The sequence below is a fragment of the Halopelagius longus genome, from assembly GCF_900100875.1.
Classification (GTDB): domain Archaea; phylum Halobacteriota; class Halobacteria; order Halobacteriales; family Haloferacaceae; genus Halopelagius; species Halopelagius longus.
In genome coordinates this window covers 564,187-590,551 of the sequence record NZ_FNKQ01000002.1, presented here as the reverse complement: position 1 = coordinate 590,551, position 26,365 = coordinate 564,187, and the positions used below count along the sequence as shown (strand labels likewise).

General features: G+C 65.8%; 27 protein-coding genes. 19 read left to right on the top strand and 8 right to left on the bottom strand.

From position 1 onward, the window contains the following. Positions 1–56 precede the first annotated feature (56 nt). The 6 genes from BLS11_RS19615 to BLS11_RS08760 all read left to right on the top strand — a co-directional run bounded on the left by BLS11_RS19615 (position 57) and on the right by BLS11_RS08760 (position 7,067). Positions 57–2,741: a collagen binding domain-containing protein gene (locus BLS11_RS19615; RefSeq protein WP_217628991.1), complete on the top strand. Its 2,685-nt coding sequence runs from the start codon at positions 57–59 to the stop codon at positions 2,739–2,741. A gap of 135 nt (positions 2,742–2,876) precedes the next feature. Continuing rightward, the gene (locus BLS11_RS08780; protein ID WP_092536110.1) at positions 2,877–4,067 is read left to right on the top strand and encodes a mechanosensitive ion channel family protein; all 1,191 of its coding nucleotides are present in this window, start codon (positions 2,877–2,879) and stop codon (positions 4,065–4,067) included. Between the two features lie 90 nt (positions 4,068–4,157). After that, positions 4,158–4,886 carry a hypothetical protein gene (locus tag BLS11_RS19855; protein ID WP_175454412.1) on the top strand — a complete coding sequence of 243 codons (729 nt, stop codon included), beginning with the start codon at positions 4,158–4,160 and terminating at the stop codon, positions 4,884–4,886. Positions 4,887–5,051: 165 nt separating this feature from the next. After that, positions 5,052–5,585, top strand: coding sequence for a transcription factor (locus BLS11_RS08770; RefSeq protein ID WP_092536107.1), 534 nt, complete (start codon positions 5,052–5,054; stop codon positions 5,583–5,585). After that, positions 5,585–6,262 (top strand): DUF2110 family protein, encoded by a 678-nt coding sequence (locus BLS11_RS08765; RefSeq protein WP_092536104.1) that lies wholly within the window; start codon positions 5,585–5,587, stop codon positions 6,260–6,262. Before BLS11_RS08770 ends, BLS11_RS08765 begins: the two co-directional genes overlap by 1 nt. Positions 6,263–6,269: 7 nt before the next feature. Further along, on the top strand, positions 6,270–7,067 hold the full coding sequence (locus BLS11_RS08760; protein WP_092536101.1) for a DUF5803 family protein: 798 nt from the start codon (positions 6,270–6,272) through the stop codon (positions 7,065–7,067). Positions 7,068–7,073: 6 nt separating this feature from the next. On the opposite strand, the gene BLS11_RS08755 is transcribed toward BLS11_RS08760, so the two are convergent. Then, positions 7,074–8,078, bottom strand: a complete 1,005-nt coding sequence (locus BLS11_RS08755; RefSeq protein ID WP_092536098.1) for a glycerophosphodiester phosphodiesterase — start codon at positions 8,076–8,078, stop codon at positions 7,074–7,076. Between the two features lie 151 nt (positions 8,079–8,229). Between BLS11_RS08755 and BLS11_RS08750 the strand changes: the two genes are divergently transcribed. The 3 genes from BLS11_RS08750 to BLS11_RS08740 all read left to right on the top strand — a co-directional run bounded on the left by BLS11_RS08750 (position 8,230) and on the right by BLS11_RS08740 (position 11,370). After that, positions 8,230–8,943 carry a competence/damage-inducible protein A gene (locus tag BLS11_RS08750; RefSeq protein ID WP_092536095.1) on the top strand — a complete coding sequence of 238 codons (714 nt, stop codon included), beginning with the start codon at positions 8,230–8,232 and terminating at the stop codon, positions 8,941–8,943. Between the two features lie 240 nt (positions 8,944–9,183). Next, positions 9,184–10,245: an ATP-NAD kinase family protein gene (locus tag BLS11_RS08745; RefSeq protein ID WP_092536092.1), complete on the top strand. Its 1,062-nt coding sequence runs from the start codon at positions 9,184–9,186 to the stop codon at positions 10,243–10,245. Positions 10,246–10,338: 93 nt separating this feature from the next. Further along, positions 10,339–11,370: a phosphate signaling complex PhoU family protein gene (locus BLS11_RS08740; protein WP_092536089.1), complete on the top strand. Its 1,032-nt coding sequence runs from the start codon at positions 10,339–10,341 to the stop codon at positions 11,368–11,370. 38 nt (positions 11,371–11,408) lie between these two features. On the opposite strand, the gene BLS11_RS08735 is transcribed toward BLS11_RS08740, so the two are convergent. Both BLS11_RS08735 and BLS11_RS08730 read right to left on the bottom strand, forming a co-directional pair. Further along, the gene (locus BLS11_RS08735) at positions 11,409–11,834 is read right to left on the bottom strand and encodes a DUF7528 family protein (RefSeq protein WP_245698869.1); all 426 of its coding nucleotides are present in this window, start codon (positions 11,832–11,834) and stop codon (positions 11,409–11,411) included. A 174-nt stretch (positions 11,835–12,008) separates the two neighbouring features. Continuing rightward, entirely contained in the window at positions 12,009–13,244 is a 1,236-nt protein-coding gene (locus tag BLS11_RS08730) for an LEA/WHy family protein (RefSeq protein WP_092536086.1), read from the bottom strand. A gap of 128 nt (positions 13,245–13,372) precedes the next feature. On the opposite strand from BLS11_RS08730, the gene BLS11_RS08725 reads away from it, so the two are divergent. From BLS11_RS08725 to BLS11_RS08715, 3 genes are all read left to right on the top strand, one after another. Then, complete coding sequence (locus tag BLS11_RS08725; protein WP_092536083.1) at positions 13,373–13,555, top strand: DUF7525 family protein; 183 nt, start codon at positions 13,373–13,375, stop codon at positions 13,553–13,555. A gap of 137 nt (positions 13,556–13,692) precedes the next feature. Then, positions 13,693–13,917: a DUF7123 family protein gene (locus BLS11_RS08720; protein WP_092536080.1), complete on the top strand. Its 225-nt coding sequence runs from the start codon at positions 13,693–13,695 to the stop codon at positions 13,915–13,917. Positions 13,918–13,956: 39 nt separating this feature from the next. Next, the gene (locus tag BLS11_RS08715; RefSeq protein ID WP_092536077.1) at positions 13,957–14,388 is read left to right on the top strand and encodes an SRPBCC family protein; all 432 of its coding nucleotides are present in this window, start codon (positions 13,957–13,959) and stop codon (positions 14,386–14,388) included. A 376-nt stretch (positions 14,389–14,764) separates the two neighbouring features. Here the strand turns inward: BLS11_RS08715 and BLS11_RS08710 are convergent, their stop codons facing one another. Beyond that, on the bottom strand, positions 14,765–16,294 hold the full coding sequence (locus BLS11_RS08710; RefSeq protein WP_092536074.1) for an aldehyde dehydrogenase family protein: 1,530 nt from the start codon (positions 16,292–16,294) through the stop codon (positions 14,765–14,767). 116 nt (positions 16,295–16,410) lie between these two features. Here BLS11_RS08710 and BLS11_RS08705 point away from each other — a divergent pair, with 116 nt between their 5' ends. Then, positions 16,411–17,145, top strand: a complete 735-nt coding sequence (locus tag BLS11_RS08705; protein WP_092537220.1) for a helix-turn-helix domain-containing protein — start codon at positions 16,411–16,413, stop codon at positions 17,143–17,145. A gap of 1 nt (position 17,146) precedes the next feature. Here BLS11_RS08705 and BLS11_RS08700 read toward each other — a convergent pair whose 3' ends face one another. Next, positions 17,147–17,980: a proline dehydrogenase family protein gene (locus BLS11_RS08700; protein WP_092536071.1), complete on the bottom strand. Its 834-nt coding sequence runs from the start codon at positions 17,978–17,980 to the stop codon at positions 17,147–17,149. 181 nt (positions 17,981–18,161) lie between these two features. On the opposite strand from BLS11_RS08700, the gene BLS11_RS08695 reads away from it, so the two are divergent. Genes BLS11_RS08695 through BLS11_RS08675 form a run of 5 tightly spaced genes read left to right on the top strand, consistent with a single transcriptional unit; the run spans position 18,162 to position 23,092 of the window. Then, positions 18,162–19,484: an ABC transporter substrate-binding protein gene (locus tag BLS11_RS08695; protein WP_092536068.1), complete on the top strand. Its 1,323-nt coding sequence runs from the start codon at positions 18,162–18,164 to the stop codon at positions 19,482–19,484. Positions 19,485–19,535: 51 nt separating this feature from the next. Then, a complete protein-coding gene (locus tag BLS11_RS08690; protein ID WP_092536065.1) occupies positions 19,536–20,474 on the top strand; it encodes a branched-chain amino acid ABC transporter permease in 939 nt (312 codons plus the stop codon). 50 nt (positions 20,475–20,524) lie between these two features. After that, positions 20,525–21,526 carry a branched-chain amino acid ABC transporter permease gene (locus tag BLS11_RS08685; protein WP_394327394.1) on the top strand — a complete coding sequence of 334 codons (1,002 nt, stop codon included), beginning with the start codon at positions 20,525–20,527 and terminating at the stop codon, positions 21,524–21,526. Continuing rightward, positions 21,523–22,335: an ABC transporter ATP-binding protein gene (locus BLS11_RS08680; RefSeq protein WP_245698811.1), complete on the top strand. Its 813-nt coding sequence runs from the start codon at positions 21,523–21,525 to the stop codon at positions 22,333–22,335. Before BLS11_RS08685 ends, BLS11_RS08680 begins: the two co-directional genes overlap by 4 nt. Position 22,336: 1 nt before the next feature. Then, positions 22,337–23,092, top strand: a complete 756-nt coding sequence (locus BLS11_RS08675) for an ABC transporter ATP-binding protein (protein WP_092536059.1) — start codon at positions 22,337–22,339, stop codon at positions 23,090–23,092. Positions 23,093–23,114: 22 nt separating this feature from the next. Here the strand turns inward: BLS11_RS08675 and BLS11_RS08670 are convergent, their stop codons facing one another. Further along, the gene (locus tag BLS11_RS08670) at positions 23,115–23,912 is read right to left on the bottom strand and encodes an RIO1 family regulatory kinase/ATPase domain-containing protein (protein WP_092536057.1); all 798 of its coding nucleotides are present in this window, start codon (positions 23,910–23,912) and stop codon (positions 23,115–23,117) included. Positions 23,913–23,973: 61 nt separating this feature from the next. Next, the gene (locus tag BLS11_RS08665; RefSeq protein WP_092536054.1) at positions 23,974–24,408 is read right to left on the bottom strand and encodes a universal stress protein; all 435 of its coding nucleotides are present in this window, start codon (positions 24,406–24,408) and stop codon (positions 23,974–23,976) included. A 125-nt stretch (positions 24,409–24,533) separates the two neighbouring features. Here BLS11_RS08665 and BLS11_RS08660 point away from each other — a divergent pair, with 125 nt between their 5' ends. Next, positions 24,534–25,676: an acyl-CoA dehydrogenase family protein gene (locus BLS11_RS08660; RefSeq protein WP_092536051.1), complete on the top strand. Its 1,143-nt coding sequence runs from the start codon at positions 24,534–24,536 to the stop codon at positions 25,674–25,676. Here the strand turns inward: BLS11_RS08660 and BLS11_RS08655 are convergent. Beyond that, positions 25,651–26,160 carry a DUF7500 family protein gene (locus BLS11_RS08655; RefSeq protein ID WP_092536048.1) on the bottom strand — a complete coding sequence of 170 codons (510 nt, stop codon included), beginning with the start codon at positions 26,158–26,160 and terminating at the stop codon, positions 25,651–25,653. The two genes, BLS11_RS08660 and BLS11_RS08655, sit on opposite strands and share 26 nt — an antisense overlap. Positions 26,161–26,365 lie beyond the last annotated feature (205 nt).

Here is a 26,365-nt window from a genome sequence, read left to right as displayed (position 1 = left end):
CGCCCCTGCAGTGGTAAGCCGCAGACTCAAACGTCGTACTAGCCTCTTGTTAGCACATGTCAAAGAAGGGAGCGAAAGGCAGGGACAGTACGGCGACAGGCGGGCGGTTCCGTCGGGTCGCCGCCGCAGTTGTCGCTTGGACCGTGGTCGGGAGCGCACTCGTCGCGGGGGTCGGCGTCGCGGGCGCGGCGTCCGCGCCTGACCGGGGTTCGGCGGCCGCGGCGTTCCAAGTGAGCGACGACGACGCGCAACTGACCGACGAGGAACGGCAGGCGGTCGAGCAGGGCGTCCAGCGAGGCGTTCGGCTAGCGCAGATGCAGGGCGCGACGGTGAACCAGTCCCAACGGCAGGCCGCCGTGAACGGGACGCTCGAGGGGGTGGCGCAGACCCAAGAGGCGAACGTCACGCAGATTCAGCGCGTCGCCGCCGGTGCGGCCCACGGGACGCTGATTCAGACCCAGAACGCGAGTGCCGAGCAGATACAGGCGGCCGTCGGCGGCAGTACGGCCGGTGCGCTGTCGCAGGCGCAGAACGCGAGCGTGCGGCAGATTCAGGCGGCCGCGTACGGCGCGTCGCACGGGGCGGTCGCCCAGCGCCAGTCGGTGACCGTCGAGCAGATGCAGGTGGCGGCGGCGGGCGCGGCCGCGGGTGCCTGCGCGGAACGGACGAACGAGACGGTGAGCGTCGCGACGATACAGGAGGCCGCGCAGGGCGCCGCCTACGGTGCGCTGGAGAGTAGCGACGACGCGGAGTTAGAGGCGGTCGAAGCGGGTGCCAGAGGCGGCGCCGAGGGCGTCCTGACGCAGACGCAGTCGGTCGATATCAAGCAGGTTCAGGTCGTCGCGCTTGGCGCCGCCTCGGGCGCGGTGAACCAGAGCCAACGGGCGACGGTCGAACAGGTCCAGTCGGCCGCACTCGGGGCGGCGAGCGGGACCGTCAGTCAGGTGCAGAACGTCAGTATCGTGCAGACGCAGATAATCGCGGAGTCGGCCGCCGGCGGGTCGCTCTCGCAGTCGCAGCAGGCCTCGGCGACTCAGATTCAGGCGGCCGCCGCGGGCGTGAGCGAGGGTGCGGTCGTCCAGATAATGCAGACGCAGGTGGTGAACATCTACCAGATACAGGTCGTCGTCACGCAGTCCGCCGCGACGACCGCGGAGCAAGCGGCCGAGAGCGGAACGACCGACTTCGAGGAGATAGCCGAGAACGGTCGCGAGAGCGTAGACGAGAACCTCTCGGAGCGGGAGGGAGCGGACACCGACGCGGGAACCGAGACTGACACGGAGACGCCCGACGAGGACGACGGGGCAACTCCGGCAGAACCCGCGCCGGAAGAACCGGAAGAGCCCGAACTGCAGAGTGTGAACGCGACCACGGGTCAGAGCAACGTCACGGTCGAGAACCCCAACGACGTTCCGGTGACGGTGACCGTCTCGAACGACACCGGCGAGGTGACCGCAGATATGGTTGCGGCCGGCGAGAACGAGACGATCGAAAATCTCCCGCCGGGTAACTACACCCTCACCGCGGAAACCGAGGACGGCACGTCCGTGGACGTGAACGGCCAAGCCGAATACGGATTCACGCTCGAACCGCTCTCGACTTCGGCCAGCGTGCAGAACCGGTCCGTCGAGGTGGCGAACCCGAACGTCGTGGCCGTCACGGCGAACGTCACGAACGAGACGGGCGACGTGGTCGAATCGCTGACGGTGCCCGCGGGCGAGAACGCCACGACGGCCGAACTTCCGCCGGGCAACTACACCCTCACCGCGGAAACTGAAGACGGGATATCCGTCGGCGTGAACGACCGAGACGAGTACGCGTTCGATATCGAACCGCTCTCGACCACGGCGACGGTCGAGAACCGGTCCATCGAGGTGACGAACCCGAACGCCGTGCCGGTCACGGCGAACGTCACGAACGAGACGGGCGTCGTCGAGTCCGTCACCGTCCCCGCCGAGGGGAACGCCACGACGGACGAACTCTCGGCAGGTGACTACACCGTCACCGCCGAAACCGAGGACGGGACGCCCGTCGACGTGAACGAGAACGCCTCGGCGACGCTGACGGTCGAAGCACCGCCCGTCGAAAGCCTCGAAGCGACCGTCGGCGACGACAACGTGACCGTGTTCAACCCGAACGACGCGCCGGTCACGGCGAACGTCACGAACGAGACTGGCGTCGTCGAATCCGTCACCGTCCCCGCAGACGGGAACGCGAGCGTCGAGGGACTCGCGCCGGGCGACTACGCCCTGACGGCGGAGACCGAAGACGGGACGCCCGTCGACGTGAACGACGAGGCGGTCTTCGCGTTCAGTATCGAGGCGACGGAGACGCCGACCGAAACTACGACCCCGAACGAAACGGCGACGCCGAACGAGACGGCAACTCCGACTGCGACGCCGAACGAAACGACGACGCCGAACGAGACGGAGACACCCACCGAGACGGAAACGGCAACAGAGACTGCGACGGAGACCGAGACGCCGACGGAGACGCCGACTGAGACGGAAACGACGACGGAGACGCCGACTGAGACGGAAACGACGACGGAGACGCCGACTGAGACGGAAACGACGACGGAGACGGAAACGACCACCGAAACGGAGACCGAGACGCCGACGGAGACGCCGACTGAAACGGAAACCGCGACAGAGACGGAGACTCGGACCGAGACTGCGACGCCGACTGAGACGGCGACCGCAACTCAGACGACGACGACGAACGCGACTGGGATACAGTAGACGGGACCCGAGACGGAGGCGCAACGCGGGCGGAACGTCCGTCCCGTCCTTCGGCGACCGGCGACGTTAGGCGGCGCGTTCGGCGCGTCACCGACCGGCTACTTTTATTCGCGCGGGACCGACGCCCGCGCCGTCGTGGTACTGCCGAACACTCCATCGAACGGCGGGCGCACGTCCGCCGCGGAACCGTCGTCGTTCGACGCCTCCGGCCGGGCCGCGGGCGAGATTAACAGCGTGGTACAGGGGGTCGACATCCTCGACGTGTCGAATCCGCTCTACGCGACCCTCGCTCTCGTCTTCGGCCTCGCGGTCGGTATCGAACTCGTCCGCCTCGCGGGCGACAGTCTCGACGACCGGTTCGGGACGACGACCGCGGAGTTCGTCCAGACGGTGCTGACGTCCGGACTCATCAGCGTCGCGGTGGTGGGAATCGCGTCCGTCTGGAACATGACGTACCTCGTCGAGTTCGCCGTCGACGCGGTGGTGGTAGACCGCTGGACGGCGATGCGACAGGTCATCACCGTCGCCCTGTTCGTCACCGCGTACCTCCTCGTCCGGTCCGTCAACCGCTCCATCGACAAACTCGGCGAGACAGAAGCGCTCACCGAACACCAATCGGAGATCGCCTACCACCTCGCGGACCTCGGCATCTTCCTCGTCGCGGGGAGCATCGCCCTCTCGCTTTGGGGCGTCGACCTGACGAACGTGTTCATAAGCGCCGGTGCGCTCAGCGTCGTCGTGGGGCTGGCCGCCCGGGCGACGTTGTCCGCCATGGTCGCGGGCTTCGTCCTCCTGTTCTCGCGGCCGTTCGAGGTGGGCGACTGGATACAGGTCAACGGCCAGTCGGGCGTCGTCATAGACGTCACCCTGTTCAACACGAAACTCCAGACGTTCAGCGACAAGCACGTGCTGATTCCGAACGACCGGGTCACGAGCAACGAACTCCTCAACCTCACGGACAACGACCAGCTTCGAATCGACGTGTCGGTCGGGGTCGATTACGACACGGACCTCGAACGAGCGCTCGATGTCGTGGAGGAGGCCGCCGAAGACAGCGACGCGTTCCGAACCTCGCCCGCCCCGAAGGCCGTGCTCCGGGAGTTCGGCGACTCCGCGGTCGTGATCGGCCTCCACGCGTGGATAGACCGCCCGACGAAGCGACGCGTCGAGGACGCCCGAACGGAGGCGATTCGAGCGATACGGAGCGCCTTCGACCGCGAAGGAATCGACATCCCGTACCCCCAACGAGTCGTGGACTCGCGGGACGACTCGGGGTTCCGAATCGCACCGGACGACGCCACGGCTTCGGTCCCGGACCGCAACTGACGGCTTCGTCTCGGTCGAGAGGGCGGCGTTATCCGTTCTGGTAACTAAACCAGAAGTACAATACGTCCGAACTGTCTCGGTAGAGTCACGATGACGAGTAAACAAAGCGACGAGCGGACAGTTCGTCGCCGTACGATAATCGGCACGGTCGGCGGCCTTGTCCTCGGCGGCCTCAGCGGTTGTACGGGGAGCACGTCCGACACTGGGGCGCGTACCGGTACCGAAACGAAGACAGCGACTGCGACGCCGACACGGAGTCCCACCGACACCCCGACGGCGACGCAGACGCGGGAGCCGACAGACACCCCGACGGAGGAACCCACGGACACTCCGACGGAGGAACCGACCGAGACATCCACGGCAGAACCGACCGACGCGCCCACGGAGGAGCCGACCGACACTCCGACGGAGACGCAGACGCCCGAACCGTCGTCCAACTACCCGTCGTACTCCGGCACGCAGACGATTAGCGGCGACGACGATTACTGGTCGTTCGAACTCGATATCTCGAACGACTTCGTACTGGAGTACACCGTCACGAACCAGAAGTCGCACGACTACGATTTCGACGCGTTCATCTTCGACAGAGCGGAGTACAAGGACTACCTGAACAAGGTTCAGGGCGGCGACGCGAACCCGGACGCGATAAACGATGCGTCGGTCGAAGGCGTCCAGTCGAGCGCGCAGACCGAAGTCGGGCTTTACGCGGGGCAGTACTACTTCGTCGTAGATAACACCGACATCGGCGATGCGGGGGACGTGGGCCACGAAGAGACCCGCAGCGTCGAAATCGACCTCGAAACGAGGGCGTACTCGTAAGACGGCCGGATGCGGTCGTCGGAGCGTCGGTCGAGAACCGTCCGAACGGGACAGACGGACGCACCGACGGAATCGACAGAGCGCGCTGCGGTCCGAGCGTTACTCCCCTCGCAATCGCACCGGGACCTCAAAAGACTTAATGGGCGCACCGACGGTTATTCGATAATGGCTTTTGAGGAGCTGCTGAACGACCCTGTCATCCAAAAGTACCTCCACGAACTTGTCGGACCGACGGGGATGCCGGTGGCCGCCGCGCCGCCGGACGGCGAGGTGACGGACGAGGAACTCGCCGAAGAGCTCGGCCTCGAGCTCAACGACGTGCGACGGGCGCTCTTCATCCTCTACGAGAACGACCTCGCGTCGTACCGCAGAGTTCGCGACGAGGACTCCGGGTGGCTCACCTATCTCTGGACGTTCCACTACGAGAACATCCCGGAGAACCTCGAAGAGGAGATGTACCGACTTCTCGAAGCGCTCGAAGAGCGACTCGACTACGAACGGACCCACGAGTTCTACCTCTCCGAACCCGCGGGCATCCGCTTCGAGTTCTCCGAGGCGATGGAACTGGGCTTCCAGTGCCCCGAAACCGGCGCTCCGCTCGAACCCATGGAGAACGACGACATGGTCGAGGCGATGGAGCGACGCATCGAGGACCTGCGAGACGAACTCAACGTCGACGTGAAGAGACAGTCCAACTGATGGTCGTCCTCGCAACGAAGTGCTACGTCTCGGGCGACGCCCAAGAACGCGCACTCGACAGCCTCGATTCGCTCGTTCGGAACGACATCGGCGAACTCGACGTCGAGTGGGACATCGGCGTCCGCGACGACGACTTCATCTCGGTGACGGTGACGGGCGACGACGAGACCATCGCGCGGAACGTCCTCGCCGAGGAGTGGGGCGAAGTGACGCCGCACCTCTCTGCGGGCGAGACGTACGTCGGAACGCTCGAATCGTGGGACGACGAGGGGTTCGTCCTCGACGCGGGCTACGGCAACGAGGTCCGCGTCCCGACGGACGAACTCGGACTCGGAACCGGGACGGCGACGCAGATTCGCGACCGGTTCGGAATCGTCCAACACGTACCGCTCGAGTTCGTCCACGGCGAGACGCCGCGCCTCTCCGACGGCGCGCGCAACCGCCTGTTCAACTGGACCCGCGAGGAGACGGGCGGGCGCGTGAACGTCAACAGTTCGACCCGCGGCGAAGTCCGCGCGACGGTGAACCGCGCGGGCCACGCCGAGGACATCGTGACGGTCGAACGCCTCGGACTCCTCGAACAGAGCATCGTCTGCGCGGAGGGGACGGACCCGCCCGGACTGTTGGCGAGCATCGGTTCGTACCTCCCCGCGGAACTGAAGTGCGTCATCCCCTGACCGACGAATGAACCGACGACTGCTCCTCGCCGGGGTCGCACTCGCCGTTCTCGCGGTGACCGCCGGGTGTCTCGGCATCGGGACGGGCGACGTGCCCGCCGAGCGTATCGACGCCGCGCCGCAGTCGGACTACGCGTGGGACTCGAACGTCACGACGCACATCACCATCCAGAAGAACGCGGACTTCCGCGCCGTCTACGAGATGAACCGAAGCGAGATAGAACTGTTCCGCCGCGACGGGTTCGGCGGGCGGAACCCCCTCTCGGTGGAGGCGGTTCGCTACCGCTACCCCAACGGGACGGTCATCAACGGGACGGAGATTCGCGAACGCGGCGGCGAGGTGAGTCAGACGCGGAGCGTCACCACCGTTCGACTCCCGAACGACGCCCCGGCGAACGGCGGCGGCCAACTCGCGTTCACCAGTAGCGGGTCGCCGAAGCGATTCTCCCTGCCGACGTACGTCGAAGGCTCCTACGAGGTGGTCCTCCCGGAGAACCGCCACGTCGAGTTCCCCGTCTTCGGGTCGGTCAATCCGCCGGCCGACGAACAGACGACGACCGACGACGGACGGGTGCGCCTCCACTGGACCGAGGTGACGACCGACACCGTCGCGGTGCAGTACTACCTCCAACGCGACCTGTACATCTTCGCCGGCATCCTCTCTGTGCTCGCGGTCGTCGGCATCGGCGGCCTGCTGTACTACCGGCGGCAGATAGAGTCGCTGAAAGAGAAGCGTCAGGAACTGGGCCTCGACGTCGAGGAGGACGACGACGTCGGCGGCGGACCGCCGCCGGGGATGAAGTAGTCCGGTCTACTCGTCGTCGGGCGACCCGCCGTTCCACATGAGGTTCGGGTAGTCGGCGATGAGGCCGTCCACCCCGGCCGCGGCCAGTTGTTCGGCCTGGTACCACGTGGTGACGGTCCACGTGTTCACCGTCCGTCCCTCGTCGTGCGCTTGCTGTACGAGGTCGATGTCCTCGAAGGAGTCGGCTTCGACGTAGTACTCGTCGTTGAAGAACGGCGCACCCTTGATCATGTTGTACGGCGGGTGGACCGCCTCGCAGTCGTACTCGCGGGTGATCTTCAGGCCCTCCTCGATCGAGTCCCAAAAGAGGAACGCGATGGGGACGTCGGAGTCGACGTCGCGAACGGTAGCCAACGCCGCCTCGTAGAACGAGGAGACGAGGATGTCGTTCTCGAACTCCGAAGCCACGTCGAGGGTGCGTTCGGCCAACGGCCGCCACAGTTCTTTCTGCGTCTCCAACGCGTCGCCGGAGAGGTTCGTCGCGAACTCCAGTTCGTCGCTGGGCGCGCCGGGGTTCTTGAACTCGATGTTCACGGCGACGTCGGAGGGGATGACTTCGAGCGACTGTTCGAGGGTCGGAATCGTCTCTCCGCTCTCCTGGACTTCGATGTCGTTCAGTTCGTCCGGCGTGTAGTCCCAGACGTACCCGTCTTCCTCCGTCAGGCCCCGTTCGCCGCCGTCGCGGCTACTCATCTTCGGGTCGTGGGTGACCATCACCGTCCCGTCGGAGGCAGGGATGATGTCTATCTCCACCATGTCCGGGTCGTGGCACATCGTGGCGCGTTCGAACGCGCCGAGGGTGTTCTCGGGGTACTGCCCGGCGAACCCCCGGTGGGCTATCGTCTTCGGCGTCTCGTCTTTCTTCTTCTCCTTTTCTTTGTCCTTCTCTTTCTCCTTCGAGGAGCCGTCCTCGTGGGCGCTTGCGACCCCGCCCACCGACGCGGTTCCGACCGCGGCACCCGTTCCGGCGACGAACGCTCTCCGACCGAGTGTGAGTTTGTCACGCGACATACCTGGATACGCAATCGGTGAGAATATATGATTTTATATTGCCATTATATACTTCTAATTCCTTTATGGGTTAGAACGGGAGAAATTACACATTCCCGAACACGGAGGCGGCGGCCGCGGAGTTTTTCCCCGACTCCGAGTAAGTGGAGGCATGCGAGTCGCAGTCGTGACCGTCGGCGACGAACTACTGGCGGGCGATACGGTGAACACGAACGCGGCGTGGTTGTGCGGCCGACTCGACGCCCGCGGCGTCGACGTCGAACGAGTGACGACGATCCCCGACCGGGTCGGGGACATCGCTCGGGTCGTAAACGAGTACAGGGCCGAGTACGACGCCGTCGTCGTCACCGGCGGCCTCGGACCCACGCACGACGACCTGACGATGGAGGGCGTCGCCGCGGCGGTCGGACGGTCCGTCGAGGAACACCCCGAGGCGACGGCGTGGTTGACCGAACAGGGCGGCTACGACGCCGACGACCTCGCGGAGGGGACGACGCACCTCCCGGCGCGGGCGCGGATGCTCCCGAACGAGGAGGGCGTCGCCCCCGGCGCGGTGGTCGAGGGTATCTACGTCCTGCCGGGCGTCCCCGAGGAGATGAAGGCGATGTTCGAGTCGGTCCAAGAGGAGTTCAGCGGCGAAGCGACGTACACGGAGTCTATCGTCGCCGACGAACCCGAGAGCGAACTCGTGGGTCGGTTGCGCGAGGTCCGAGACCGGTTCGACGTGACCGTCGGCAGTTATCCCGGCGAGACGGTCCGACTGAAACTGACCGCGACGGACGAGGGCGTCCTCGAGGAGGCGGCGGCGTGGCTACGGGAACGGGTCGAGACGCGAGAAGGCGGCGAGGAGAAGACTCAGCGGTAGAGGTGCCAGAGCCACGCGACGGTTATCAGGATACTCACGAGGAGAACGACCGCACCGGTCGCCTCGATGGGAAGCGCTTCCTGTGTAGCAAGCGGAATCATTGTCGTGTCTGAGGGTCGCGGGGCCTCTTCTTAAACGTTCGAGTTTCGGACGCGTCAGCGACGCGACCCGACCGACGCCTCCGATTCCCCGACGCGCCGCACCGCGGCGTTTTTGTGCCGCCCGACGCTCCCTCGAACCATGCGAATCGGCGTCGTGGTAAACCCCGTCGCGGGGATGGGCGGGCGTGTCGGTCTGAAAGGCACCGACGGGAAAGTCGAGGAGGCGCGCGCCCTCGGTGCCGAACCGCGCGCGCCGGACCGCGCGCGCCGGACGTTCGAGGCGTTGGCCGACGCCGACGCGGACGTCGATATCCTCACGTGGGGCGGGCCGATGGGCGAATCGGAGGCGCGGGCGGCGGGCCTCGACCCGACGGTTCTCGGCCACCCCGAAAGCGAGGAGACGACGGCCGAGGACACCGTCCGCGCCGCGGAGGCGTTCGTCGAGGCGGGCGTCGACTTACTCCTCTTCGTCGGCGGCGACGGGACGGCCGCCGACGTCGCGGAAGCGGTCGGAACGGACGTTCCCGTCCTCGGCGCGCCCGCGGGCGTGAAGGTGTACTCCTCGGTGTTCGCCGTCTCGCCGGAGGACGCCGCCGCCGTGGCGACGACGTTCGAACGGACCGAACGGCGGGAGGTGATGGACATCGACGAGGACGAGTACCGCGAGGGCGAGGTGCGCCCCGAACTCCGCGCCGTCGCCGTCGTCCCCGTCGCCGACGACGTGCAGTCCTCCAAGCAACTCGGCGGCGGCACCGTCGAAGCACTCGCCGCGGGCGTCGCGGACGACGTTCGCGCGAGTCCGGAGAAGACGTACGTCCTCGGCCCCGGGAGCACCGTCGGCGCGGTGAAGGCGGAACTCGGCTTCGAGGGGTCGCCCATCGGCGTCGATATCTGGCGGGACGGGGAAGTCGTCGCCCTCGACGCCGCCGAATCGGAGATTCTCGACGCCCTCGGGGAGGAGAACGTCGTCGTCGTCTCGCCCATCGGCGGCCAAGGGTTCGTCTTCGGGCGCGGCAACCCCCAACTGTCGCCCGCGGTCATCCGAAAGTGCGACGTGGAAATCGTCGCCTCGCGGTCGAAACTCGACGACGTGGGCGAACTGAGAGTGGACACCGACGACCCGGAACTCGACGAGGAACTCCGCGGGTGGGCCCGCGTCCGCGTCGGGCGATTCGAACGTCGGATGATGCGCATCGTCTGACCGTCCGTCGGCGGGGAGCGTTCTCTTATTCGTCACTCTGCATATAAGGGTGATATAGTGAAGATTAAGGTAGTCGGATGCAAGGGGTGTGATATGGAGACACGCAAGGTACAGCGCCTCGGTCCCTCGACGCTGGCGATGACCCTCCCGGCGGAGTGGGCCAAAGAACACGGTGTGGAGAAGGGCGACGAGGTGTCGCTTCGGATGGGCGGTAAGGGGACGCTGACGGTCCTCCCGGAGTCGGCGAGTCAGGAGGACTCGACGGCGAGCATCCGGGCGGACGCGTTGAACGCGGACGCCCTCGAACGGGCCATCGTCGCGCAGTACGTCCTCGGGCGGCGCGTCATCCACATCGAGAAGGGCGACGGTGCGCTCGACTCCGAACACATCAACGCGGTGTACAAGGCCGAAACCCAACTGATGGGTCTCGGCGTCATCGAGGAGACGCCCGAACGCATCGCCATCCGGTGTTCGGTGGACCCGGAGGATTTCACGCTCGACAACCTCCTCGAACGACTGGAGAACACCGGAAGCACGATGCGCGGCGAGGCGGTCAAAGCCCTCGCGCACGGCAATCCGGACCTCGCGCAACGCGCCCTCAACCGCGAACGGCAGGCGAACAAGATTTTCGTCCTCCTGCTTCGACTCATCTTCACGGCCTACCAGAATCCGAACCTCTGTCGGGCGGTCGGTCTCGAATCGGGCTTCCCCCTCATCGGCTACCGGTCGGTGGCGAAGAACCTCGAACTCACCGCCGACAACGCCGAGGACATCGCGAACATCGTCATGAACGCCGAGGGACACACCCTCGAAGTCGAGGCGGGCACGATGCGCCGCATCCGCGAGTTCACCGACCAGGTGGACGAGATAACCTCGAAGGCGGTCCAGTCGGTGGTCGAACGGGACTACGACCTCACGGTGGAGTGCCGCGAACTGTTCCGGGAGATAAAGGACCGCGAGCAGGACATCCTTCAGGACCTCCCAGAGATGGACAACGAGGAACTGCTACAGGTGCGCGAAGTCCTCGTGAGCCTCCAGCAGACGGCGCAGTACGCCATGCGGAACGCCGAAATCGCCGCCAACTTGGCGCTCAACGAGGAGTCCGAACACGTCACCATCGGGTGAGGCCGCGGCCGAACTCCCCGTTTCTCTTCTGACGGCGGTCAGTCCGCCGTCGCGTCCGCGGACTCTCCCGTACCGACCGACTCGGACGACGCCGACGCCTCCGACGTCGATTCGTCCGACTCGGACGACTCTTTCACGGCCGTCAGCGGATTTCGACAGGAGATGCGGCAGTCGAACGCCGGATGCTCGCCGAAGTGCCGGACGAGCATGTGCCGCCGCGACCCGGTGATGCCCGTCCGGCCGACGTCGGCCGCCGTGAACTCCGCCGGCAGGCGGTCGTACAGGCGCACGAGGTTCTCGAAGTCGTCGAACACCTTCGCGTTGCCCGTCGAGTCCGCGCCGCGTCGGGAGACGACGTAACAGCCGTCGTCGCGGTACTCGCCGGCGGTTCGGAAGAACTCCCGTTTCTCCGTGATGGCCGCGCCGATGGCCTCCTGCAGGTCGGCGGCGTCGGTTCTTGACAGTTCGCAGGATTGGTCTCCGATCTGGACGACTACCGCGTCGTCGTCTGCGGATACGACGACGGAACTCTCGTCACACGAGAAGAACTCGATCAGGAGCGTGGGTACTCCGCGTCATTGTACTCCCGCGTTCCGCCGGATTCGACAAAATACTGTCGGTACGACCGACCGCCCCGACTACGACTCCGAGAGGGCGAACAACCCGTCGCCGGTCGTCGTCGCCGTCCCCGTCGCCGTACTCGTCTCCGTCGGCGTCGGTGCCGCCGTCTCTGTCGGCGTCGACGTCGTCGTCTCCGCCGTCGATTCGGTCGAGTCGTCGCCGAGGAGGCCGCCCGAGTCGGCGGTCGTCTCCGTCGCGTCGGCGTCGGTGGTCGTGGACGCGTCGGTCGTACGTTCGTCCGTCGGGGTGGCCGTCTCCGTTCCGTTCGCGGCGGTGTCGTTCGGCGCGGACGCGTTCTTCGTCCCGAAGATGTCCGTCTCGATGGTCTTCTCGTAGGTGAGGGGGTCGAGCGGAACTTCGACGGTCTGCCCGCCGCTAACCTCGAACTGCGCGGCGAAGTCGATGCGGAGGTCGGTCACCTGATTCCGTTCGAGGTGGGTCACCCACCACTCGTCGAGTCGCTCGTTTCGGATGTACGTCGTCGCCTCGATGGTCTTCGTGGACTTCGGCGGGACGACGTACCCCGACTCGGTCGTGCCGTTGCCGACGGCCACGTCGTTCATCGAGATGTCGTAGCCGAGTTTCGAGACGGTGATGGGGTAGGATTTGGGGTTGTAGACGACGAAGCGGAGTTTCAACGGCGTCACCGACTCGTTCACCTCGCCCCACGAGGCGTTCGTCTCGTTGATGTACAGCACCGGGTCGGAGACGATTGGCGAGTTCGCGTTCACCTCGCGCGTCTCCGAGGAGTTGAACTGCGAGAGCATGTCGGTGTCCACCGACCGCGTGACGTTCGGCGCGTCGGCGGACCGCCCGAGCGTCGAGGACTCGGCGGTGGCGTCGACGGTCACGTCGGACTGTTCGCCGTTGCTCACGTGAGAGCGCCACCACGCGGAGATGCGCTCGTTCCGCATCGTCGTCTCGAACGAGAGCGTCGAGTTGCCCGACCCGATCGCGACGCCCTCCTTCGACCCCTCGGCCATCTTCACGTCGTTCATCCACACGTCGTAGGAGACGGTGACGCCCCCGAGGGAGACGCCGACGGGGTTGGGGTTCGAGACGACGAGGTCCGTGTGTATCACCGTCGTCGAGTCGTTCACTGCGCCGAAACTGTTCTCTACACCCTCGACGGCCGGAGCGCCGAGGAGTCCCGCCGCGACGCCGCCGCCGACGACGACGGCGACTGCGAGGACGAGGGTGCCGACGATTCGAAGTTTGCTCCCGAGGAGCATCGATGCGAGGTGCCCGGACATACTCTCGCGGATACGCTTCTCTCGTATAGGTTGTTTGGACGAGCGTGACTGTGCGCTCCGTTGACGTGCGACCCCGCCGTGTGAACGGCTGTCGAATGAACTAAGTGGTCGGACTCGAAGCGGAATGTATGGAAACCGGTACTGTCGGTTCGGACAAGGGAATCGGGTTTGCCGTCCTCTTCTCGGTCGTAGCGCTCTTCGCCGCGGCGGCGATGCTCGCCGCCGGCGACCAGTTCGTGACGGCGATCGGGTTCGCCGCCGCCATGGTCGCCGCGTGCCTCGCCGTCGCCGCGACGCACATCTACTGGTGAGACGACGCTCGCGTCCGTGACCGCCCGCGCGCCCGACCGCGCGCCGGCGGAACTCGGGCCGTCCGGCCCGTGGTCGCGACGAAACGAGTACCGAACGAGAAACCGTTAAGACGCGAAATCACCTAGGAGTGGTGAAGATGTCCGAGTACACCGAGGAAGAACAGCGGATTGTCGCCTACCTGCGGGAGAGCGTCTCCCGCGGTGAGCGATACTTCCGGGCGAAGAACATCGCCGAAGCGATCGGCCTCTCGTCGAAACAGGTCGGTTCTCGCCTCCCTCGACTCGCGGAGAAGTCCGACGACGTGGATATCGAGAAGTGGGGCCGGGCCCGTTCGACCACGTGGCGCGTCACGCTGAGTTAGTCGGGTGGCTTTTTTACTCCCGCCCCGTACGTCGATACCATGACGGTCCGCGTTCGCCGGGCGTTCGAGTTCGATGCACCGCCGGAGCGAATTTGGGATTTCATCTCCGATCCGGGAAAGCGGGCCAACGCCATCAGCGTCGTCGAGAGTTACGAACTGGAGGAAGGGACGAACCGCGCGACGTGGGAGGTGAGCCTCCCGATTCCGTTCTTGAACTCCACGGCGACGGTGCAGACGGAGGACGTGGAGTTCGAACCGCCGCGACACGTCAAGTTCGTCGGCCGGTCGAAGGTGATGCGCGTCACGGGCGAACACACCGTCGAGGAGATAGACGGCGGGACGAGACTCCTCAACGAGTTCGTCGTCGACGGCCGCGTTCCGGGCGTAGAGCGGTTCTTCAAGCGTAATCTCGACGAGGAACTCGAAAACCTCGAAGCCGCACTGCGTCGAGAGACCGAACACCCGGCGTGAACCGGTCGATTTTGGCGGGCTTAGTGACACGTTATAGCCGGATATTGCCGTGAAACACCCGGAGGGTTTATTGATACCCGTCGTCTAGAGTGAATTGCCGACGCCCGACGCTTTTCTCGTCGAGAGTCGGCACGACCCGCCGCACCACGCCGTAGTGCACGGGGTCCACTACGGCACACACGACGCCACGGCGTCGCTCGCCGCCTCCGAACCCGGCGGAGGCGGTTTCCACCTCCCTTCACCCTCTCGCCCGGCAGGGCTGCCAGCCTACTGCCGAAACGCGCGCCGCCTCGTCCGGTGGCGCGCGACCTTTCACACTTTCAGTTCGCTTCGAGCGAGAGCGACGACGACGCGAAAAAAGCGGTTCTTCCGAGGTTCAGTCGTCCTGCGTCTTGATGTCCGCCGAGAGGCCCTGCGCCATCTGGATGTCCTTCGAGTTGTTGAGCGTCCACGCCGTCCGTTCGGTGACGGCTTCGATGACCTCGCGGGCCGACGGGTAGCCGTTGCCGGACTTCTTGACGCCGCCGAAGGGCAGGTGGACCTCCGCGCCGATGCACGGGAGGTTCCCGTAGGCGAGTCCGACCTCCGCGTGGTCGCGGAAGTAGTTTATCTGCCGGTAGTCCTCGGAGATTATCGCGCCGGCGAGTCCGTAGTCGGTGTCGTTGTGGATCTCGACGGCCTCCTCGATGTCGCCGGAGTACTTCAGCAGGGCGACGTGCGGGCCGAACACCTCTTCGTGGGTACAGCGCAGGTCCTCGTGGGGGTCGGCCTCGTAGACGAACGGTCCGATCCAGTGGCCGTCCTCGTGGCCGTCGGGAATCTCGTCGTCGTCGAGGTCCGTCCGGTCGACGAGGACGTTAACGCCCTCGCGTTCGGCGAGTTCGTTGTACTTCGTGACCTTCTCCTTGTGACCCTCCTCGATGAGGGGACCCATGAACGTGTCCGAGTCGAGGGGGTCGCCGACCGAGACGTTCCGCGCCATCTCGACGAATCGCTCCTTGAACTCGTCGTACACCTCCTCGTGGACGACGAGGCGTTCCGAGGAGACGCAGCGCTGGCCGGTGGTCTTGAACGACGACATCACCGCGGAGTGAACCGCGACGTCCAAGTCCGCCTTCTCGGTGACGACGACGTTGTTCTTCCCGCCCATCTCGCAGGCGGCGAGTTTGCCGGGTTCGCCGCCGACCTTCGAGGCGATCTCGTGGCCGACTTCCGCCGACCCGGTGAAAAGGACCGTGTCCACGCGGGAGTCGTCGACGATGGCGGACCCGGCGTCGCCGAAGCCCTGCACCATGTTGAACACGCCCTCGGGGATGCCCGAGTCCTCGAACATCTCCGCGATGATCTGCGCGCACCACGGCGTCTGCTCGGCGGGCTTCCAGACGACGACGTTCCCCTCGACGAGGGCGACGGCCATGTGCCAGAAGGGGATGGCGACGGGGAAGTTCCACGGGGTGATACAGCCCACGACGCCGCGGGGCTTGCGGCGCATGTAGGCGTCCTTCGACGGAATCTCCGAGGGGATGACGTCGCCCTTCGGGTGGCGGGCGTCGCCCGCGGCCCACTCGACCATGTGCCACGCCTCGGTCACGTCGGCTTTGCCCTCGCTTATCTCCTTGCCGCACTCCTTCGTGACGATTTCGCCGAGTTCTTCGTGTCGCTCCTTCAGTTCGTGGTAGATGTCCCAGAGGTACTCCGCGCGGTCGATGTGCGAGAGGTCCTGCCACTCCTCGAAGGCGTCCTCGGCGGCCGCGAGAGCCTCGTCCACGTCGTCTGCCGTCCCCCGGCGGAACTCGCCGAGCGTCTCGCCCGTCGCGGGGTTCTCGCTCACGAACGTCTCGTCTCCCGACCCGTTCGTCCACTCACCGTCGATGTAGTGGTTGTACACTTGGTCGCTGTTCGCCATGGTAGCAATGTTCTCGAACGCGTCTTAATAACCCACATCCCGTCCATGGACGGTACCCCGAACCGATATCGTGAGGATAGTCAACCATATACGTGACAGTCGTCTACGGTCGGGCGATGAGTGCCCGAACGGCTACCGAAACAGGAACCAGACTGACGCTGGACCTGTGGCATCCGAACTGCTGGGCTATCGAGGCGACGGACCGCCTCCCGGGGGGGATTCTCGCGCACGCGATCTACACCGCGCCGGAGACGCTCGGGGAGGGCGAGACGGTGAACGGTCTGTTCACGGCCTACGGAGAGTCGGCCGAGGAGGTAGAGCGGTTGTTAGACGCAATCGAGGAGTCGGACCGCGCCGGGGAGGTCCGAGAGCTACAGGAACGGTTCGGCCGTAGCGCCGCCCGCGTCGCGCCCGGACGGGTCGCGCGGGAGTTCTTCTTGGAGTACGACCCCGGCGACATGATCTGTCCGGTCTTGCTCCGGCACGGGTTCGTCCACAGTGCGCCCTCGCGCATCGAGGACGGCCGCGAGTACTGGAAGGTGTGCTTCGCCGGCGAACGCGGCGAGATAGAGGAAGAACTCGACGCGGTGTGCGAGGAGAGCGGCGCGGAGATATCCGTCGCCCGCATCGCCTCCTCCGACACGGTGGAACCCGAGCGCGAACGGCGACTCGGGACGCTGACGCCGACGCAACGCGACGTGTTCGAACTCGCCCGCGAGAAGGGGTACTACCAGTGGCCGCGCGGCATCTCCACCCGCGATTTGGCCGACGAGTTGGACATCTCGAAGACGACGCTTCTGGAACACCTCCGGAAGGCCGAGGCGAAACTGCTCGACCCCGAGTCGAACTGAGTCAGCTCAGCACCGCCCGAAGCGCGAACAGGGCGTTCTCCTTCCGTTCGCGCACGCGACGGTAGAAGTACGACATCCACTTGTCCCCGTAGGGGATGTACTGGTACACCGGCATCCGCCCGACGAGTTGCTCTTGGACGTCCTCGCGGACCCCCATCAGCATCTGCACCTCGAACGGCGTCCGGTGCTCGCGGTAGAGGTCCGCCGCGAAGTTCACCATCGAGAGGTCGTGGCTCCCGACGGCGACGCCGTCGTCGAACTCGCGGAACATGAACTCCAGATACTCGCGGTACTTCTCGTCTACGACGGACTTGTCCTTGTACGCGAGGGACTTCGGTTCGTCGTACGCCCCCTTGACGAGTCGGACCTTCCCCGGCACGTCCGCGAGTCGCGCTAAGTCCTCGCCCGTCCGCTTGAGGTTCGCCTGCACGCAGACGCCGACGTTACCGTCGGACGCACGGGCGTTCGCCTCGAACGCGTCGAGGGTCGCGTCGGTCGTCTCGTGGTCCTCCATGTCGACCCACACGAACACGTCCCGTTCGGTCGCGCGTTCGACGATTCGTTCGAGGTTCTCCTCGAACGCCGTCTCGCCGGCCCCGAGCCCTATCTGCGACGGTTTCACCGAGACGGTGCAGTCCAAGTCGCTGTCGCCGATTCGCTCGACGAGTTCGAGGTACTCCCGGGCGTCGGCGTCGGCGTCCGCCCGCGAGTCGTAGTGTTCGCCGAGAAGGTTCACTATCCCCCGGATTCCGCGCTCGTTGACGTCCGAGACGTACGAGAGCGCCGACTCCGCGTCCTCCCCAGCCACAAAGTTGTTCGCCACCGGTGGTATCATCCTTCGCCACTGTCCACCCTACGGGCTTAGTGGGAGACCCTACCATACAATTCCCGGAGTATGTGTGAGAAATTAATCCGATTTCGGGCGATTGCGGTGGGCTCCCTCCAGAGTCACGAACTCCAACCCGACCATGGTCGGTCACACCCTTATTCATGATTACCCGTGAGGATACCCTGTCATGCAATCGAATGGCACGGACGGGAAACTCGACCGTCGCACGCTACTGAAGCTCTCCGGAGTCGGTCTGGTGGGGGCCACGGCCGGCTGCCTCGAAGACTCGGGGAGCGCGGGAACCGCAACCGGCGAGGAGGCCACCGGGGGGTCAGGCGGGGACGTCACCGACGAGAGCACCGACGCGAACGCCGGCGGGCAGAACGCCTACACCATCGGTATGGTGGACGCACTCACCGGTTCGCTCGCGCCGTACGGCAAGCGGAACCAACGAGGGAAGGACCTCGCGCTGGCGGCCATAAACGAGGTGGGAATCGGCTCCGAGGGAGCCGAATTGAGCATCTCGGTGGAAGACTCTGAGTCTTCGAACCAGTCCGGCGTGACGGCGGCGCAGAAGCTCGTCGAACAGAACGGCGTCCCCCTGTTCATCGGGGCCGTCGGCTCCGGCGTCTCCATCGCCATGTACGACTCCGTCACGAAGGGCGCGGGCGTCGTCCAGATATCGCAGAACTCCACGAGTCCCGAACTGACGAACAAGCCGGGACTGCTCCGGACGAGTCCCGCCGGGTCCGCGAAGGGGAAGGCCCTCGCGGAACTCATCGCCGGGGACGGCCACGACAAAGTCGCCATCACGTGGGTCAACAACGACTACGGCACGGGACTTTCGAACGTCTTCGCCGACACGTTCGAGGGCGAAGTCGTCTACAACGAACCCCACGACCAAGGGCAGTCGTCCTACAGCGGAATCCTCACGGAGATGGCCAGCACGGGCGCTTCCGCGTGGTTGTTCCTCACCTACGCCAACGAGATGACGGTGATGGCCAACGAGGCGTTCGACCAGGGGTACAACACGTCCGCCGACTACTACGGCGCGGAATCGACCGTCGCAGACGAGATTCTGGCGAACACCCCGGAGGGGAGCTTAGACGGGATGAAGGGCGTCACGGAGTCGGCGCCCGCGGATCAGGAGAACTACAAGAACTTCGTCTCGGCGTTCGAGTCCGAGTACGACGCCAAGCCGACCGTCTGGGCGGCGTACGCCTACGACGCGGTCCACATCGCGGCGCTGGCCATCGAGGCGGCCGACGAGTTCACGGGCGAGGCCCTGAACGAAGTCGTCCGCGACGTGACTCGCCCCGAGGGACAGGAGGCGTTCACCTTCGAGGAGGCGGCCCAGATACTCCGCGACGGCGGGTCGCCGAGCGACGTGGACTACCAGGGCGTCAGCGGCCCCGTCGATTTAGACGAGAACGGCGACCCGCCGGGGTTCTATCAGGTCTACAGCGTGCAGGATCACACCTACGAGTACGGCGAGTACATCACGAGCTAAGATGAACGACCCGGGTGGACAGTCGGGGTCGGGGCCTCCGGGGAGGGTCGTATGATCCCCCTGCAGGGTCTGAACCCGTTCCAGTTCGTCGTCAACGGACTCGTCTTCAGTAGCATCATCGTGTTGGCGTCCATCGGGCTGTCGTTAGTGTACAGCATCGCCGACTTCGCGAACTTCGCCCACGGGGACACCTTGACCGTCGGCGCGTTCGGCGCGCTTGCGGCCGTCCCCGTCGTCGCGCCCGCGATGGAGGGTATCGTGCTGTTCGGACTCCCGGTGTGGCTGTTCGTCGTACTCCTCGTGGGGATGGTGGTGGCCGCCGCCGTCGTCGTCCTCACGGAGTACGTCGTCTACAGACCGCTCGATGCGGGCTCCATCGAACTGCTCATCACGAGCATCGGGGTGGCGCTGTCGTACCGGGCCGTCGTCTTCCTGCTCTTCGGTACGGAACCGCAGCGATACGGCGTCCCGCGGGCAGGTCCCATCCCCGAGATTCGGGAGGCGCTGAACCTCGCGGTGACGCCGCGACAGGTCGCGGTCGTCCTCTCTGCGGTGGTGTTAGTTGGCGCGCTCCACTTCGTCCTCCAGTACACCACGCTGGGCCGGAAGATGCGCGCCACCGCGGACGACCCGAACCTCGCGCGGGTGAGCGGTATCCGCACCCGCGAGGTCATCCTCGCGATGTGGATAATCGGCGGCGTCCTCGCGGCGGCGGGCGGCGTCTTCCTCGGACTGGAGACGCTCGTCCGCCCCCGCATGGGGTTCGACATCCTGCTCATCGTCTTCGCGGCGGTCATCCTCGGCGGCATCGGCTCCGTCTACGGCGCGATGCTCGGCGGATTCGTCATCGGCATGCTGTACGAACTGACGCCGATGTTCTCGATGGTGGGCGTCCCCATCGGGTCGGAGTACGCCGAGGCCGTCGCGTTCCTCATCATGGTCGCCATCTTGCTCGTTCGACCGAGCGGAATCATGGGTGAGACGACGTGAGCGTCGCAGACGACATCGCGGGACTCGCCCGGACCGACGGCGAGCGAACCGTGCTGGCCGGCGTGGCCGGCGCGTTGCTCGTCTTGCTTCTTGCGACGGCGCTCGGCGTCGTGAAACTCCCGTTCCTGCTGTCGCTTCTGTCGCTGGCGGGGATGTACGTGCTCCTCACGCTGGGACTGAACGTCCAGTGGGGGTACGCCGGCCTCATCAACTTCTCCGTCGCGGCGTTCTGGGGCATCGGCGCGTACTGCGCGGCGCTCCTGAGCGCGCCGAGTTCGCCGCTCGGACTCGGATTGAACCCGGTCTTCGGGTTCCTCGCGGCCGTCGTCGTCAGCGCCGTCGTCGCGGTGTTCATCGCCGTGCCGACGCTCCGCCTGCGCGAGGACTACCTCGCCATCGCGTCGCTCGGGTTGGCGGAGGTCATCCGCCGCCTCATCCTCAACGAGGAGCAGTGGACGGCGGGGTCGAGCGGCATCTCCGGCATCCCGCGGTTGCTCCCGGAACTGCCGCTGACGCAGAACGCGACGAACCTCGCCGTCGTCCTCGTCCTCATCGCCGTCGTGTACGGCTTCCTCCGGCGGGTTCACCGCTCGCCGTGGGGCCGCGTCCTCCGGACGATTCGCTCCGACGAGGACTTGGCGAAGGCGCTGGGGAAGAACACGTACGCGTTCAAGATGCAGGCGTTCGTCCTCGGGTCGGTCATCATGGCGATAGCGGGGGCGTTCTACGTCCACGTGAACCTCTACATCGACCCGACCGACCTCGTTCCGCTGACGACGTTCTACATCTGGATCGCGGTCATCCTCGGCGGCACGGGGAGCAATCGGGGGGCGGTCCTCGGGGCGGCGACGGTCATCGCCATCCGCGAGGGGACGCGCTTCCTCAACGACGTGGCGGCGTTCACCAGCCTCGGAATCGACCTCGCACCGCTCCGACTGCTGTTCGTCGGACTGCTCATCATCCTCGTCGTGCGACTCCGGCCGGAGGGACTGCTCCCGCCGCGCGACGAACTCGTCTGGCCCGCCGCGCGCGGGACGGAGGACGAGACGTGAGCCGACCCGACATCGACGTGACGTACGAGGGCGCGAACCTCGAGAAGCCGAACCAGATTCTACGGACGGAGAACCTCCGGAAGACGTTCGGCGGACTGGTGGCGACGGACGGCGCGTCCATCGCCGTCGAGGAGGGGACCATCACCGGGATGATAGGGCCGAACGGCGCGGGCAAGTCCACGCTGTTCAACCTCATCTCGGGGTTCTACGACCCCGACGACGGCCGCGTCTGGGTCAACGACACCGAGGTGACGGACGCGAAACCGCACGAGACGGCGCGGGCCGGACTCGTCCGGACGTTCCAGACGCCCCGGCGTCTGGAGGACATGACCGTCCGCGAGGCGATGCTCGTCGGCGCGCGCCCGCAGACGGGCGAGTCGATACTCCCGCTTTGGCTGAAGCCCTCGACGGTGACCCGAGAGGAACGCGCGAACGTCGAACGCGCCGAGGAACTCCTCGAACGCTTCGAGATAGCGCACCTCATCGACCAACCCTCCGCGGACCTCTCCGGCGGGCAGTCGAAACTCGTCGAACTCGCCCGCGCCATCACGACGGACCCGGACATTCTGCTCTTGGACGAACCCGTGGCCGGCGTGAACCCGACGCTGGCGAACGACATCAAGCGGTTCATCCGCGAACTCAACGAGGAGGGTCAGACCTTCCTCATCATCGAACACGACATGCCCTTCATCATGGACCTCGCGGACCCGGTCATCGTCTTAGACCAAGGGAAGGTCCTCATGGAGGGGACGCCGGAGGAAGTCCGGTCGGACCGACGCGTCATCGACGCGTACCTCGGAGGTGCCTGAGATGAGTACCGAAACACCACGGCGGACGGAGCAGAGCGACGACATCGCACTCGCAGTCGAGGGCATAGACTCGGGATACGGCGAGGCGCAGGTGTTAGACGACCTGAGTCTCCACCTCGCAAGCGACGAAATCGTCTGCATCATCGGCCCGAACGGCGCGGGGAAATCGACCGTACTGAAGACCGTGTTCGGTCTCCTGAAGCCGTGGGCGGGGACCGTCCGACTCGGCGAGGAGGACATCACCGGGACGGAACCCGAGGACTTGGTTCGCAAGGGCGTCGGCTACGTCCCGCAGGTGGACAACGTCTTCTCCTCTCTGACCATCGACGAGAACCTCCGGATGGGCGGCGTCGCCCGCAAGTCCGGCCTCGACGAGGTCATCGGCCGACTGTACGACCGCTTTCCCGTCTTAGACGAGAAGCGCGAGGCGAAGGCGCGGACGCTCTCGGGCGGCCAACGACAGGTGTTGGCGTTCTCCCGAGCGCTCGTGATGGAGCCGGACGTACTGCTCATCGACGAACCGTCGGCGGGCCTCGCGCCGAGCATCGTCCGGGACGTCTTCGAGAACGTCCAGACGGTCAACGAACTCGGCACGGCCATCCTGATGGTCGAACAGAACGCCCGCGAGGGGCTGGCCATCTCGGACCGCGGGTACGTCCTCGACCAAGGCACCGTCGCCTACGAGGACGACGCCGACGAACTCCTCGACAACCCCGAGGTGTCGCAACTGTACCTCGGCGGCGCGGACTACGAGTAACCCGCTTTCGGCGTCCCGCCCTCTAACTCGCGCACTTCTCTATCTCGCCTTTCAGCGCCGCGGCGTCGAAGTCGTGGTCCGGGCGGATGTTGACGAAGTCGAGAAACTCCAGCGCCGAGAGCAGTTCGTCGGTGTCGTAGGACTCTCTCGCGGCGGCGACGGACGCCTTCGCGCCGATGAGCGGTTCGAAGGCGGCCAAGGCGCAGGCGATGTCGTACGACCGGGCGTCGTCCTCGCTGCCTTCGCTGACGTTCGTGGCGTCGATGAAGAACACCTCGTCCTCGACGATGAGGACGTTCTCCGCCCGCAGGTCGCCGTGGGCGAGTCCGTCGTCGTGCATCCGACGGAGCGAGGCGAACACGTCGGGTGCGAGGTTCGCCTCCCGTTCGCGGTCCAACTCGTCGATGGGGCGGAAGTTCGGGAGGTACTCCAACACGAGGACGCCGAGTCCGTCCACCTCGAAGGCCTCGACGGGTTCCGGCGCGTTGACGCCTATCTTCCGCATCCGTCGGGTCGCCTCCAGTTCGTGTTCGGCCATCTGGAACGGCGTCCCGAAGTGCTCGAAGAAACCCTCCCTTCCCGAGGAGAACGCTCCGAGGTTGCGGGTCGTAGTGAAGAGAGCGTGAACTAGCGAGTTCTGGCGCGAGATGACCTTCACGAACCACTCGTCGTCGACGACCATCGGCGTAGAGAGCCAGTTGTCCGCTTCGAGAAAGCGGATGCGTAGTTCCTCTCGTCCGTAGCGCGTCTGTAGTTCGCGGGCGACTGCTTCGAGTCGCGGCCAATCCACGCGCCCCCGAACGAGGCGGCGGAGTTCCATACACGCCGTACGGCGGGCGCGGGTATAACTCTCCGGGCGACCGGAGAGCGTCAGTCGGCTCTCACTTCTCGGTTCGGACGGTCATGACGTTGACGGGAGACTCCCGGAGGTATCGCCCGACGACGCCGCCGAGTCGGTACGGTTCGTCGCAGAACGCCCCGCGTTCCGGCATCACGACGAGGTCGCTCTCTTCGTCCACGTACGTCTCTATCGCGTCGGTCGGCGGTCCGCGCCGGGCCGCCTCGACGACGTTCACGCCGCCGGCGAACGCGCGTTCTTCGACTCGGTCGGGGACCGCAGGTCGGTCGTCGCGGGCGGGCCACACGTCGTTGAGGTCCGTCGCGGGCGTCTCGGCGTCCACCGTCTCCGGATCCTCGATGCGGAGGACGTGCAGGTCGGCGTCGTACCGTTGCGCCACGTCGAGGGCGCGGCCGACCGTCCGTCCGTCGGCGTCGGGTCCGGAGACGCCCGTCGGGACCAGTACCCGGTCGTACATCGAAATCCAGTACCGACGCCCGACGCAAATGCCTATTGTCCGTCTAAACGGACAGTCTAGTCGGCGAAGATGAGTCCTTAATGGTCGTTCGATTGGTTTAATGCGCTCACGTCTGAAGGTCCTCCATGGACTTCGAGTTACCCTCCGAACATCGGATGATTCGGGACACCGTCCGGGAGTTCTGCGAGGCGGAGATATCCCCCATCGCACAGGAGATAGAGACGGAGCACCGGTTCCCGGAGGAGGTGTTCGAGCAGTTGGCGGAACTGGACATGCTCGGCGTCCCGGTGTCGGAGGAGTACGGCGGACTCGGCGGCGACCAACTGATGTACGCCCTCGTGACGGAGGAACTGGGGCGCGTCTCCGGCGGCGTTGGCCTCTCCTACGCCGCCCACGTCAGTCTCGCCTCGAAACCCATCGAGATGTTCGGCACCGAAGACCAGAAAGAGCGGTGGCTCCGCCCCCTCGCGGAGGGCGAGTATCTCGGCGGGTGGGCCCTCACCGAACCGGGGTCGGGGTCCGACGCGAGCGACATGGACACCACCGCAGAGAGAGACGGAGACGGATACGTCCTGAACGGCACCAAGCAGTTCATCACGAACGCGAACGTCGCCGGGTCGATACTGGTGAAAGCCGTCACCGACCCCGGGGCGGGGTACGACGGCATCTCGACGTTCGTCGTGGACCCGCGGAACGACGACGGGTTCGAGGTGACGACGGTGTGGGACAAGATGGGGCTGAACTCCTCGCCGACCTGCGAGATTCGGTTCGACGACCTGTACCTCCCGGCGGACCGCTTGCTCGGCGAGGAGGGCGAGGGGTGGACGCAGACGAAGAAGACGTTAGACGGCGGGCGCATCTCCATCGCGGCGCTCTCGACGGGCCTCGCGCAGGGGGCGTTCGAGGCGGCGAAGTCCTACGCCCTCGAACGCGAACAGTTCGGCAAGCCCATCTCGAAGTTCGACGCCATCCGCGACAAACTCGTGGACATGCACCGGAAGACCGAACGGGCGCGTCTCCTCACCCACCGCGCGGCGACGACGTACGACGCGGGCGAACCGGTCACGCGGGAGTCTGCGCTCGCGAAACTCGACGCCAGCGAGGCGGCCCGCGAGGTGGCCGAAGACGCCGTGCAGGTTCTCGGCGGGTACGGCTACACCGAGGACTTCGCGCCTCAGCGATTCTACCGCGACGCCAAACTGATGGAGATAGGCGAGGGGACGAGCGAGATACAACACCTCGTCATCGGTCGGGAACTCGGTCTGTGACGGCGAACTCCGTCTCGTCGAGAAGCACCTCCACCACCGTCGCCGGGTCCTCCGAGGGCGCGACGCGGCGCGCGTACCACCGGAGGGCGTCGGCGAACACCGCTCGGATGTCGTCGCCCTCGACCACCGTCTCGTCTTCGGCCACGTCGGTCCGAGCGCCGAGTTCGAGGTAGTAGCGGCCCGCTTCGCTCGTCTCCGGCGTTCCGTCAGTCGTCCCCCCGTCCGTCGCCTTCGGTTCCGCCGACTCCCCGTCTCTCGTTTCACCCTCGATCTTCGCTCCGGCCGTCGTCTCCCCGTCCGTCGCTCCGTTCTCGGGCGCGACGCGCCGTTCTCTCTCCGTCCGCCGTCGGTTCCCGCCGTTCGCGTCGCCTCCGCCGGCGTCTCCTCCGACGGCGACGACGTACCGCCCGTCGCCTAACTCGCGGACGCTGTCGTCGCTGGCGAAGTCGAGTTCGTCGGGCGTGAGGTACGTCCGGTCGGTCATACGCCACGCGAGGTGGGTATCGGTCTTGGTTATGGGCCCGGTGACGCCGGAAGCGGCGGACTAAACGCCTCGGTAAGCCGTTTTCGCCGGCGCGGTAGGGAGTCCGTACCGCGACTTCCTGGCGCGTTCGAGGGAGCGAATCGGCCAGAAAGGTTATCAACTATGATATCGGGGACAAACCGCTTAAGTAATCGTTTATCATCGC